The following is a 12,499-nucleotide window of genomic DNA, read 5'->3' as shown; positions in this document are numbered from 1 at the left end:
TCCCCCGCTCCAGAGCTGGCACTTCGATTTCACGCATGGCGCGCAGCCTCCCCCGACTCTGTCCTGCGCACCGGCCCGGTGCCTTGTCGCAGATCAACCGCGACGACGCTACCGCTGTCGGCCGAAGTCCGTCTCCCCCTGTGGACAACCCGGTGGAAACCGCCTGCCGGCCTGTGGACCCCACCCGCGAAAACCGCCCCGATCAGGCTCACCACCAAGGACGCGGCGATCGCCGGCGCCGCCCTGACCCGCAGCGCGAGCACCGCGCCCGCGCCACCGATGACCGCGACCGACGCGCAGGAGCAGATGCTCAGCGCGACCAGCAGGAAGAAGATGCCCTGCCCAGTCGGGTCGCCGTCCGCGGTCGGGCCGTGCCGGTCGCCTTCAGAGGGTGCCCGTGTTCGGTGGCGACCTTCGTGAAGACCTTCTCGGCCACCGTGGCACTGGTGTCGGAGGACGCGCTCGCCACCAGCAGCTCGGGGCGCTTCCCCTGCAGATAGGCACCGTAACTCTCCTGTGTCGCCAGGTGATTCACCGCGGTCGCGCGGTCCGGGGCCGTCCGAACTCTCTGTGCACCGTCGCTCTCGTCCTGCGGGGTCTGCGCGAGCACTTGTTCACTGCCCCCCCCACCCCGACCACGTCGACCCGCGGATCGTGCGGCTCAGGGGCGTGGAACGCGCCGAGGTAGGCGAGCCCCATGCCGACGCACATCAGCAGCGGCGTGACGATATGGCGCAGGACGGCGGTGGAGCCGACGGCGACACCCGGGCCTGAGGACGCCGCTGTCGCACATCGACGACCGGCACGGCTGCCGCGCGACGGACCTGGCCGCCCACCACACGCTGGACAAATCGACGGTCAGCCGACAGATCGGCGAGCCGGAGAAACTGGGGCTGGTCGAACACCATCCGGACCCGGACGACCCGCGGCGACAACGCAGGACGCATCGGGATCCACGCGTTCCGGGACTCGTACGTGTGAGACCGCCGCAACCGCGAGAACATCCCCAATGGGGTGTTTCACGTGAAACAAGACCCCAGGGCTCGACCGAGTTCGCCATGGATCGAACGGGTTCGCCACCGCCCCGTACAACGCCGGGCGGCCCGTCCACGACCCGGCTTCCCTCACCCGCAGGCCCGCGCTCCCCGCCTACAACCCGGCGTCCCTCGCCAGCAACGCGGCCTGCACCCGGTTCTCGCATCCCAGCTTCGCCAGGATCCGGCTCACATACGTCTTCACGGTCGCCTCGCTCATATGCAGGCGTCGGCCCGCGTCCGCGTTGGACAGCCCCTCCCCGAGCAGTCCGAGGACCTCGCGCTCCCGCCCGGTGAGGGCCGCGACCCGCTGCCGCGCCTCTTCGCCCCGCACCGCGGCCCGCCCCAGAGTGAGCTGATCCACCACGTGCCGGGTGGCGCCGGGGGAGAGATACGCGTCCCCGGCCGCCGCCGCCCGCACGGCCTGGATCAGTTCCGCCGGGGCGGTGTCCTTGAGCAGGAAGCCTGCACCCCCCTGCTCCAGCGCCCGCAGGACGTTCTCCCGCTCCCCGAACGTCGTGAGCACGATCACCCGCGCTTTCGGCGCCGCCGTGCGCAGCTCCGCCAGTGCCGTGAGCCCGTCCATCACCGGCATCTGCAGGTCGAGCAGCACCACATCCACCGCGTGGGCACGGGCCAGCTCGACGGCCTCACGTCCGTTCGGCGCCTCCGCGGCCACCTCGATGGACGGATCGGAGGTGAGGATCATCCGTATCCCGGCCCGGATGAGGGGCTCATCGTCAGCGATGACGACCCTGATCGGCTGCCCCGTCACTTCACTCGCACCCCCGCGCTCGTCCTGGGCGCCTCATCTGCCGACGACCTCGTAGGACCTCTTCTCGATCAGCTTGCCGTCCCGGAAACAGAACCGGAACACGGGCTCGGTGTTGAGGTCGTCGCCCAGCTCGGAGGACATCAGGACCAGGCACCGCGCCCCGGCCGGCTTCTTGGGCCCCTTACGGTCCAGTCCGGTCGCAACGAATGTATCGCCGTCGGGCAGTTGCTCCCGCACCTCGTCCTCGGCCGCCCCAATCTTGATCGACTGGTACTGGCTCGGGTCGATCGTCGCCTTGTCCAGCTCCGTCGTCAGGAAGTACAGGCCGAACCCGCCGGCCAGCACCAGCAGCACCAGTGCTCCCACGCCTATGCCGCAGCCCAGCGCGATCCCGCTGCCCGTGCCTCTCCTGTTGCCGCCCATCGCCAACTCCCGCTCGGAAACCGTCCAGTCCATGACCGGACCACCGTTCCCCCGCAGGGCCTTCTGCGACTGCTGCCGAAAGTCGTCCTCCACATCGACCATCGGCGCCCCCACCGCGCCACCGGGTGCCCCCTCGGTGCCATACGGAAGCACTCCGGCCACCCGGAAGCCCCCGTCCTCGGTCCGACCCGTGTGCACCATGCCGCCGACCAGCCGGGCCCGTTCGTGCAGACCGGGCAGTCCCTGCCCGCCGCTGACCACCTCCACCGCGAGCTGCGCATCGCTCGGCGGTCCGTTGACGACCTCGACGACGCAGGAGTCCGGCTCGTAGCGCAGCTCGACCGTGATTGCCGCACCCGGCGCGTGCTTGTACGCGTTGGTCAGCGCCTCCTGGACGATGCGGTAGGCCGCACGGTCCGAGGGACCCGCGAGCTCCCGCACCTCTCCGGTCCTGCGGAGTTCCACCGCACTCCCGGCGGCCCGCGCGGCGTCCGTCAGTTCCTCGATGCCCGCCGTTCCGCGCGCCGTCGGCTGCCCGCTCTCGGCACCGTGCGCAGGTGCTTCGACACCGTCCCGAAGAATGCCGACGACCTCGCGCAATTCGTGCATCGCGTGCACCGAGGCATCCCGCAGTACCCCGACCACTTCCCGCTGCCGCCCCGTCAGCTCCCGGTCGACCTCCAGCGCCCCCGTATGGACGGAGATGAGCGCCAGTTGATGACCGAGGCTGTCGTGCATGTCCTGCGCGATTCGCTGGCGCTCCATGAGCCGCGCCTGGCCCACGATCATGGCCCGCTCCCGAATGAGCTGGGCATTGCGCTCCTGGAGGGCGTGCAGCAGGGTCCGGCGCTGTGTCCAGTACCGGCTGGCGAGGCCGGGCACGAGGGTCGTCGCCAGGAAGTAGAGGGTGGTGAACAGCACCTGTGTCAGGGGCCACAGCGACGACGAGCTCACGGCGACGGCCAGCCCGACGTAGAACACGTACGAGGCGGTGAAGGCGCCCAGGGCCCGCCCCGCCCCCGCGATCCTGCGCCCGGAACTCCACGCCACGACCATCAGCAACAACGCGAAGCCGCCGGACAGACCGGCCAGGGCGGACGTCACCACCAGCACCGTCACGGGCAGTCGGCGCCTCATCAGGGACAGCACCACGACTGCGGCCGACACCGTCCACAGACGCAGGTTCCCGCTGCTCAGCAGTTCTTCCGTACCGGCCGCGAGCAGCCCCAGGACCGCGGCCAGTACCGCTTCGCCGGCTGTCCTGCGCCGGGACCACAGCTCGGGCGCGGCCCACCATCGCCACCCGGCCCGGAGCTTCGATATCGCGTACACGCTCCGCACCCTAGACAGTCCTGTATGCGTACGACGCCCCACTTTCGTCGCACCTGCCCACGACGAAAGTCGTCACCCGACGCACGAACCCCGCAAGCTTCATGAACCGCATGCAGCCCTGCGAACACCAGAAGTCACCGAAAAGCCCTGCACAACACAGCACCGAAACACCAAGAAGCGACGGAGAGCACAGCGAACGCCGTGGACGCCACGGACGCCGTGAACCCAGCGAACCCACCGAACCAGGCAAACCAAGCGAACCGAGCCAACGCCATGAAGCACGGGAAGGCCCTGGAAGGCCCTGGAAGCGCCGAAACCATCGGAAGCACCGAAAAAGTCACGGAAACCCGGGAACGAAGAAGCCCCACAGATCGTTTGATCCGTGGGGCTTCTTCCTTGTGCGCGAGGGGGGATTTGAACCCCCACGTCCCTAAGGACACTGGCACCTGAAGCCAGCGCGTCTGCCGTTCCGCCACTCGCGCATGAGTGGTGTTTCCGGGCTCTCCCACCGTTTGGTGCGATCGCCTGGCGACATCCGGAAGATTAGCACGCTGGACAGGGTGGATTCACATCCGTTGTTTCACCGAAGGCATGGCGGGAGAGGGAACGCCGAGCGGCCGCCCCCACTCCTCCCCAGTACCCCCCTTGTGCGGGACACTGTCAGGAGGCCGCCTCTACGATCCGTGTGAGAGGTGACACTCATCCACAGGGCAGACAAGGGGAACCAGCCGATTTCCCGACGCGTGGATACGATCAGTAAGCAGTACCGGGCCGACCACAACGGAGGAGGTGCCCCATGGGAGTCATGAAGCGTTTCGAGCAGCGTCTCGAGGGTCTGGTCAACGGCACCTTCGCCAAGGTCTTCAAGTCCGAGGTCCAGCCGGTGGAGATCGCGGGAGCCCTCCAGCGCGAGTGCGACAACAACGCGACGATCTGGAACCGCGAGCGGACCGTCGTGCCCAACGACTTCATCGTCGAGCTCAGCACGCCCGACTACGAGCGACTCAGCCCGTACTCGGGCCAGTTGGGCGACGAACTCTCCGGGCTGGTCCGCGACTACGCCAAGCAGCAGCGGTACACCTTCATGGGCCCCATCAAGGTCCACCTGGAGAAGGCCGACGATCTCGACACCGGCCTGTACCGGGTGCGCAGCCGCACTCTGGCGTCGAGTTCGTCACAGCACCAGGACTTCGGTCGGCAGGAAGCGCCGAACCACCCGGGACAGCCCGGCCAGTCCCCCTACCCGGCCCAGGGGCGGCCCCCGCAGCCCACCGGTGGCTACGGCTACCCGCCCAGCTCCGCCCCGCCCATGCCCTCGGCCCCGCCGCCAAGCGCCGGCAGGCCGGGAGCGACCGGCGCCGACCGGCACCCGCCGGCCGGCCCCAGCCCCCTGCCGAACGCGCAGGTGCGGCGCTGGATCGAGATCAACGGCACTCGCCACCAGATCTCCCGCCCGACGCTGGTGCTGGGGCGCAGCACCGACGCCGACGTGCGGATCGACGACCCCGGCGTATCGCGTCGGCACTGTGAGATCCGGACCGGAACGCCCCCGACGATCCAGGATCTCGGATCCACCAACGGCATCGTGGTGGACGGGCAGCACACCACCCGCGCTACGCTCCGCGACGGCTCGCGGATCGTCGTGGGCAGCACCACCATCGTTTACCGGCAAGCCGAAGGGTGAAGCGGGGGCAATGTCAGAGCTGACCCTGACGGTCATGCGGCTAGGTTTCCTGGCTGTTCTGTGGCTGTTCGTGATCGTGGCCGTCCAGGTCATCCGCAGCGACCTGTTCGGAACGCGCGTCACGCAGCGCGGCTCACGCCGCACCACGAACGACGCGCGACCACAACAGGCACGCCAGAACGCCGCGGCCCCGCCGCAGCAGCGCCAGCAGTCCGGCCGGCAGCGTCGGGGAGCGCCCACAAAGCTGGTCGTCTCCGAGGGGTCGCTCACCGGCACCACGGTCGCGCTCCAGGGGCAGACCATCACGCTGGGACGGGCCCACGATTCGACGATCGTGCTGGACGACGACTACGCGTCCAGCAGGCATGCCAGGATCTACCCCGACCGTGACGGCCAGTGGATCGTCGAGGACCTCGGGTCCACCAACGGCACGTACCTCGACCGGACCCGGCTCACCACCCCGACGCCTGTTCCGCTGGGCGCGCCGATCCGTATCGGCAAGACCGTCATCGAGCTGCGGAAGTAGTACGACAATGAGCGAGCGGAGCGAGCGAGCCGCAGCGGCCCGGGCAACGGACCCGGCCCGGCTCCCGACCGGAGGGTGGGCAGTGTGGCTCGAGACCGGCGGTACCCCGAGCCGACGGGCGAGGTGCGCATGAGTCTTTCCCTGCGCTTCGCCGCCGGATCGCACAAGGGCATGATCCGGGAGGGCAACGAGGACTCCGGCTACGCCGGTCCGCGCCTCCTCGCCATCGCCGACGGCATGGGCGGACAGGCGGCCGGAGAGGTCGCCAGCTCCGAGGTGATCTCCACGCTCGTCCAGCTCGACGACGACGTCCCGGGCTCGGACATCCTCACTTCGCTCGGCTCGGCCGTCCAGCGGGCCAACGACCAGCTGCGCATGATGGTCGAGGAGGACCCCCAGCTGGAGGGCATGGGCACGACGCTCACCGCCCTGCTCTGGACCGGTCAGCGCCTCGGTCTCGTCCACGTCGGCGACTCCCGCGCGTACCTGCTGCGCGACGGCGTGCTCACTCAGATCACCCAGGACCACACCTGGGTGCAGCGGCTGGTCGACGAGGGCCGGATCACCGAGGAGGAGGCCACCACCCACCCGCAGCGTGCCCTCCTGATGCGGGCACTGGGCAGTGGCGACCACGTCGAGCCCGATCTCTCGATCCGCGAGGTCCGGGTCGGCGACCGCTATCTGATCTGTTCCGACGGGCTCTCGGGCGTCGTCTCCCACCAGACGATGGAGGAGACTCTCGCCAGTTACCAGGGCCCCCAGGAGACCATCCAGGAGCTGATCCAGCTCGCTCTGCGCGGCGGCGGCCCGGACAACATCACCTGCATCGTCGCCGACGTCGTCGACGTCGACAACAACGACACCCTTTCCGGGCGGCTCAACGACACCCCGGTCGTGGTCGGCGCTGTCGCCGAGAACCAGGCGGCACAGATGGCCGCCGGCGAGAGCACGGCCGCCATGCAGACCCCCGCCGGACGGGCGGCCGGCCTGGGCCGCCCCGTACCGCCTCCCGCGGGCGGATTCGGCCCGCCCGGGAGCGGCGAAGCCGCCGGGTACGGAGAAATGCCCGAGAGCTCCTTCGACGCGTACACGGACGAAGACTTCGTGAAGCCGGGCGGCGGCCGGAAGTGGTTCAAGAGGTCGCTCTACACCGTCCTGGCGCTGGCCGTCATCGGCGGTGGCGTCTACAGCGGATACCGCTGGACCCAGAACCAGTTCTACGTCGGCGCGAACAACGAGCACGTCGCGCTGTTCCGGGGCATCAGTCAGGACCTGGCGTGGGTCTCGCTCTCGAAGGTCGAGAAGGATCACCCGGAGATCGAACTCGAGTACCTCCCGGCCTACCAGCGCAAGCAGGTCGAGGCGACCATCGCCGAGAGCGACCTCGCCTCCGCCCGCGAGAAGATCGGCGAACTCGCCGTCCAGGCATCCGCCTGCAAGAAGGACGCCCAGCGACGCGCGGCCGAGAAGGCTCGCTCCGACGAGGGCCAAGCCGCCGGTGCGGACTCGGACGCCGTCAAGCCGTCCACCACACCGAGCACCGCCACGACCAAGTCGACCGCAGCGACCCCCACTCCTGGCCCCAGCCTCTCGGCGGAAGAGAAAAAGCTGGTCCCGCAGTGCGGTAAGCAGTAAGCCGTAGGGGGCCTTCAGCACCATGAGCGTTGTCACCAATACGACCACGATCGGCGCGATCGACGCACCGAGCCGCCGCAACACCGAGTTGGCGTTGCTCGTCTTCGCGGTCTTCATCTCGGTTTTCGCCTACGCGAACGTGGGCCTTGCTCTCAACGGCGAACTGCCCTCCGGCATGCTCGGATACGGCCTCGGGCTCGCCCTGCTCGCAGGCATCGCGCATCTCGCCGTGCGCAGATTCGCTCGCTACGCGGACCCGCTACTTCTACCGCTGGCCACGCTGCTCAACGGTCTGGGCCTTGCACTCATCTGGCGCCTGGACCAGTCGGAGAGATTCCAGGCGCTGAAGACCTTCGCCCCCGCCGCGTCCAAGCAGCTGATGTTCTCGGCGGTCGGGGTCGGACTGCTCGTGGTCGTACTGCTGACCCTCAAGGACCACCGCATCCTGCAGCGCTACACCTACATCTCCATGGTCGTAGCGCTGTTCCTGCTGATCCTTCCGATGTTCTTCCCAGCGGTGAACGGTGCCAAGATCTGGATCCGGATCCCAGGTATCGGCACCCTTCAGCCCGGCGAGTTCGCCAAGATCATCATCACGGTCTTCTTCGCGGGCTATCTGATGGTCAAGCGCGATGCCCTGGCCCTGGCCAGCCGCCGTTTCATGGGGCTGTACCTGCCGCGGGGCCGTGACCTCGGCCCCATCCTCATGGTCTGGGCCTTCTCGATCCTGATTCTGGTCTTCGAGACCGACCTCGGTTCTTCCCTGCTGTTCTTCGGCATGTTCGTCGTCATGCTGTACGTGGCCACGGAACGCACCAGCTGGATCGTCTTCGGTCTGCTGATGTCCGCTGCGGGCGCTGTCGGCGTCGCCTCGTTCGAGCCACACGTCCAGCAGCGCGTCACCGCCTGGCTCGACCCCTTCGCGGGCTGGGGCAAGGAAGCCGCGAGCGAGCAGATGGCCAAGTCCCTCATGGCCTTCGGTTCCGGCGGCACTCTCGGCACCGGACTCGGCCAGGGCAACTCGGACCTGATCGGCTTCGCCGCCAACTCCGACTTCATCCTTGCCACTGTCGGTGAAGAGCTCGGCCTTGCCGGAATGATGGCCATCCTCTTGATCTACGGTCTCATCGTGGAGCGCGGCATTCGCACCGCTCTCGCCGCACGCGACCCCTTCGGCAAACTTCTCGCGATCGGTCTCTCCGGCTCCTTCGCCATTCAGGTCTTCGTCGTCGCCGGTGGTGTCATGGGACTCATTCCGCTGACCGGCATGACCATGCCGTTCGTCGCGGCAGGTGGTTCGTCCGTGATCGCCAACTGGGCCCTGGTCGGCATCCTGCTCCGTATCAGCGACACCGCACGGCGCCCCGCGCCGGCCCCAGCTCCGTCACCCGACGCCGAAATGACCCAGGTGGTCCGACCGTGAACAAGCCACTTCGCAGGATCGCAATTTTTTGCGGGCTGCTCGTCCTCGCTCTCCTGGTCCGTGTCAACTGGCTCCAGTACGTGCGTGCCGACGAACTGAATGGGCATGAGCACAACCGCCGTGTTCAGATCGAGCGTTACTCGCACGAGCGCGGCAACATCATCGTCGACGGCAACCCCGTCACCGGATCCGTCGAGACCTCAGGCAGCGACTTCAAGTACAAGCGGGTATGGAAGAACGGCCCCATGTGGGCTCCTGTGACCGGTTACTCCTCACAAGCCTTCGATGCCTCGCAGCTCGAGAACCTTGAAGACGGCATTCTGACCGGCAACAGCGACCAGCTCTTCTTCGACCGCACACTGTCCCTCTTCACGGGCGGCCAGAAGAAGGGTGGCAACATCGTCACCACTCTCAATGGTGCTGCGCAGAAGGCAGCATTCGAGAAGCTCGGCAACAAGAAGGGCGCCGTGGTCGCGCTCGACCCGAGGACTGGCGCGATCCTGACCTTGGTCAGTACGCCTTCGTACGACCCCTCGGTGTTCGCGGGCAACTCCCTCAAGGACGAGAAGGCCCGTAAGGTCCTTCTGGAGGACAAGAACAAGCCGATGCTCAACCGAGCATTGCGCGAGACCTACCCTCCGGGCTCGACCTTCAAGGTCGTCACCGCCGCCGCGGCCCTGGAGAACGGGCTGTACACCGACATCGACGCGAAGACGAACTCCCCGCTGCCCTGGCGACTTCCCCTGTCGACCAACAACCTGAACAACGAGGGCAACATCCCGTGCGAGAACGCCTCGCTCCGGGAGGCGCTGCGGTGGTCCTGCAACACCGTCTTCGGCAAGATCAGCGACGACCTCGGCAACCAGAAGATGATCGACCAGGCCGACAAGTTCGGCTTCAACAAGGAGATCTTCACTCCGGTACGGTCCGACGCCAGCATCTACCCCAAGGACAACCGGCCGCAGAACGCCATGGCCGGCATCGGCCAGGCGTCCAACCGCTCCACCCCGCTCCAGATGGCCATGGTCGCCGCCGCGGTCGCCAACGACGGCAAGCTGATGCAGCCGTACATGGTCGCCGAGCGCCAGGCACCCAACCTGGACGTCATCTACACCCACAAGAAGGAACAGCTCAGCCAGGCCCTCTCCGCCGAGAACGCCCAGAAGCTCCAGCGGATGATGGAGACCGTCGTCCAGGACGGCACCGGTAAGAACGCCCAGATCCCCGGCGTCACCGTCGGCGGCAAGACCGGTACGGCCCAGCACGGCCTCAACAACAGCGAGAAGCCGTACGCCTGGTTCATCTCGTATGCCAAGACCGACAACGGCTCCCCGGTCGCCGTGGCCGTGGTCGTCGAGGACGGCGAGGCGAACCGCGGCGACATCTCCGGTGGCGGTCTGGCCGCCCCGATCGCCAAGGCAGTGATGAAAGCGGTCATCGACAAGAAGTGATGACCGTCACACCAAGTGTCATACCTGCATCTTCGGATACCGGTCAGGTATCAGGTCCGGGCTCCGGGCCGATCGGGTAGTGCGCGGCCGGTAGCGTAGGCGCGAGCAGCACACCGCCGGACCGCGCACCGGTGCGGTCGGGACTGACGGAGAGGGCTGGAACAGTTATGGAAGAGCCGCGTCGCCTCGGCGGCCGGTACGAGCTGGGCTCGGTGCTCGGCCGTGGTGGCATGGCCGAGGTCTACCTCGCACACGACACCCGGCTCGGCCGCACCGTAGCTGTGAAGACGCTCCGGGTCGACCTGGCCCGCGACCCGTCCTTCCAGGCCCGGTTCCGCCGTGAGGCCCAGTCCGCCGCCTCGCTCAACCACCCGGCGATCGTCGCGGTCTACGACACCGGCGAGGACTACGTCGACGGGGTCTCCATCCCGTACATCGTGATGGAGTACGTCGACGGATCGACGCTCAGGGAGCTCCTGCACTCCGGCCGCAAGCTGCTGCCCGAGCGGACCCTGGAGATGACCGTCGGCATCCTCCAGGCACTGGAGTACTCGCACCGCGCGGGCATCGTCCACCGTGACATCAAGCCGGCGAACGTCATGCTGACGCGCACCGGGCAGGTCAAGGTCATGGACTTCGGCATCGCCCGCGCCATGGGCGACTCCGGCATGACGATGACCCAGACCGCGGCCGTCATCGGCACCGCCCAGTACCTCTCGCCGGAGCAGGCCAAGGGCGAGCAGGTCGACGCGCGATCCGACCTGTACTCGACCGGCTGCCTGCTCTACGAGCTGCTGACCGTCCGGCCGCCGTTCGTCGGGGACTCCCCCGTCGCGGTCGCCTACCAGCACGTGCGGGAAGAGCCTCAGCCGCCCAGCAACTTCGACCCCGAGATCACGCCCGCCATGGACGCGATCGTGCTGAAGGCCCTGGTCAAGGACCCCGACTACCGCTACCAGTCGGCCGACGAGATGCGCGCCGACATCGAGGCGTGCCTCGACGGTCAGCCGGTCGCAGCCGCGGCGGCGATGGGCGCGCCCGGTTACGGCGGCTACGACGGCGGTTACGGCGACCAGCCCACCACGGCACTGCACTCCGCCGACCAGAACGGCGCGGGCGCCACCTCCATGCTGCCCCCGGTCAACCCGGACGACGGCGGGTACGGCTACGACGACCGCCCGGACCGTCGCCGCCAGAAGAAGAGCAACACGTCGACGATCCTGCTGGTCGTCGCCGGTGTCCTGGTCCTGATCGGTGCGATCCTGATCGGCAAGTCGCTCTCTGGTGGCAACGACGACAGCGGCCGGATCAGTGCGCCGAACGTGGTCGGCTCGACCGTGGAGCAGGCACAGAAACTCGCGGAAAACGCCGGTGTCGTCCTCAAGGTCGGTTCGCACGAGCCCTGCGAGGACCAGCCCAAGGACAAGATCTGCAGCCAGACCCCGACCGCCGGCGACAAGATGGCCGAGAAGGACACCGTCACGGTCGTCGTCTCCGCCGGTCCGCCGAAGGTCGAGGTCCCGGACGTCACGGAGAAGTCCGAGGCCAACGCCCGTAAGAACCTTGAGGACAAGGGCTTCACGGTCAACGTCACCGCGGTCGAGTCCGAGAGCAACCCGGGCACGGTCATCAAGCAGGACCCCGAAGGTGGAACGAAGGCCGAGAAGAACTCCGAGGTCACGATCACGGTCGCCAAGCAGGCCACCCAGCAGCTTCCGCCGGTGACCGACCGGAGCTATGACGACGCGGTGGCACAGCTCACCGCCCTGGGCTTCAAGAACGTCTCCAGGACCGACGTCGATTCGGACAAGCCCGCGGGAACGGTCATCAGCCAGAACCCGCCGGGGAACTCGGCGCAGCCGTTGGACGCCCAGATCGTCCTGACGGTGTCGAAGGGCCCGAAGCAGCCGGAGCAGACCACGGTTCCCGACATCCAGGGCAAGACCCTCGGAGAGGTGAAGAACCTGCTCGCAGGGGCGGGACTCCGGCTCGGTCAGGTACAGGGCCCGAACGACGACAAAGCCCGGGTCGTCACCTCCCAGCCCGGCCAGGGACAGCAGGTCGACAAGAACAGCGAGGTCGGCGTGATGACCATTCCCGGCGGAGGGGACGGCAACTCCTTCGGCGGCCCGAACGGTCAGCGGAGACACTGACCGTCCGTCCCGGCCTCAAAGGGCCCCGGTCACCCGACAACGGGTGACCGGGGCCCTTTGCCA

General features: G+C 67.9%; 8 protein-coding genes, 1 tRNA gene and 2 pseudogenes. 7 read left to right on the top strand and 4 right to left on the bottom strand.

Translation table 11 applies throughout. The annotated features are described in order from the left end of the window. Window positions 1-182 precede the first annotated feature (182 nt). Window positions 183-711, bottom strand: a pseudogene (locus AB0E67_RS25830) (hypothetical protein); the annotation flags it as partial. Between the two features lie 65 nt (window positions 712-776). On the opposite strand from AB0E67_RS25830, the pseudogene AB0E67_RS25825 reads away from it, so the two are divergent. After that, window positions 777-935, top strand: a pseudogene (locus tag AB0E67_RS25825) (helix-turn-helix domain-containing protein); the annotation flags it as partial. Window positions 936-1,149: 214 nt separating this feature from the next. On the opposite strand, the gene AB0E67_RS25820 reads toward AB0E67_RS25825, so the two are convergent. From AB0E67_RS25820 to AB0E67_RS25810, 3 genes are all read right to left on the bottom strand, one after another. Continuing rightward, the gene (locus AB0E67_RS25820; RefSeq protein WP_360105725.1) at window positions 1,150-1,809 is read right to left on the bottom strand and encodes a response regulator transcription factor; all 660 of its coding nucleotides are present in this window, start codon (window positions 1,807-1,809) and stop codon (window positions 1,150-1,152) included. A 33-nt stretch (window positions 1,810-1,842) separates the two neighbouring features. After that, window positions 1,843-3,564, bottom strand: coding sequence for a histidine kinase (locus tag AB0E67_RS25815; protein ID WP_362030920.1), 1,722 nt, complete (start codon window positions 3,562-3,564; stop codon window positions 1,843-1,845). A gap of 399 nt (window positions 3,565-3,963) precedes the next feature. After that, a tRNA-Leu gene (locus AB0E67_RS25810) sits at window positions 3,964-4,046 on the bottom strand. Between the two features lie 314 nt (window positions 4,047-4,360). Between AB0E67_RS25810 and AB0E67_RS25805 the strand changes: the two genes are divergently transcribed. The 6 genes from AB0E67_RS25805 (at window position 4,361) to pknB (ending at window position 12,436) form a co-directional block, all read left to right on the top strand. Continuing rightward, window positions 4,361-5,248 carry a DUF3662 and FHA domain-containing protein gene (locus tag AB0E67_RS25805; RefSeq protein ID WP_362030918.1) on the top strand — a complete coding sequence of 296 codons (888 nt, stop codon included), beginning with the start codon at window positions 4,361-4,363 and terminating at the stop codon, window positions 5,246-5,248. 10 nt (window positions 5,249-5,258) lie between these two features. Further along, window positions 5,259-5,774 carry an FHA domain-containing protein gene (locus AB0E67_RS25800; RefSeq protein ID WP_351517553.1) on the top strand — a complete coding sequence of 172 codons (516 nt, stop codon included), beginning with the start codon at window positions 5,259-5,261 and terminating at the stop codon, window positions 5,772-5,774. A gap of 129 nt (window positions 5,775-5,903) precedes the next feature. After that, on the top strand, window positions 5,904-7,409 hold the full coding sequence (locus AB0E67_RS25795; RefSeq protein WP_362030917.1) for a Stp1/IreP family PP2C-type Ser/Thr phosphatase: 1,506 nt from the start codon (window positions 5,904-5,906) through the stop codon (window positions 7,407-7,409). Between the two features lie 22 nt (window positions 7,410-7,431). After that, window positions 7,432-8,832, top strand: a complete 1,401-nt coding sequence (locus AB0E67_RS25790; protein ID WP_362030915.1) for an FtsW/RodA/SpoVE family cell cycle protein — start codon at window positions 7,432-7,434, stop codon at window positions 8,830-8,832. Next, a complete protein-coding gene (locus tag AB0E67_RS25785; RefSeq protein WP_362030913.1) occupies window positions 8,829-10,283 on the top strand; it encodes a penicillin-binding transpeptidase domain-containing protein in 1,455 nt (484 codons plus the stop codon). The genes AB0E67_RS25790 and AB0E67_RS25785 overlap by 4 nt, the downstream gene beginning before the upstream one ends. Before the next feature lie 167 nt (window positions 10,284-10,450). Next, entirely contained in the window at window positions 10,451-12,436 is a 1,986-nt protein-coding gene (pknB, locus tag AB0E67_RS25780; protein ID WP_362030911.1) for a Stk1 family PASTA domain-containing Ser/Thr kinase, read from the top strand. Window positions 12,437-12,499 lie beyond the last annotated feature (63 nt).

This window comes from Streptomyces sp. NPDC032161 (assembly GCF_040636995.1).
Taxonomy (GTDB): domain Bacteria; phylum Actinomycetota; class Actinomycetes; order Streptomycetales; family Streptomycetaceae; genus Streptomyces.
Note: the sequence above shows the minus strand (reverse complement) of the source record. Positions and strands in the feature narration are given on the sequence as shown.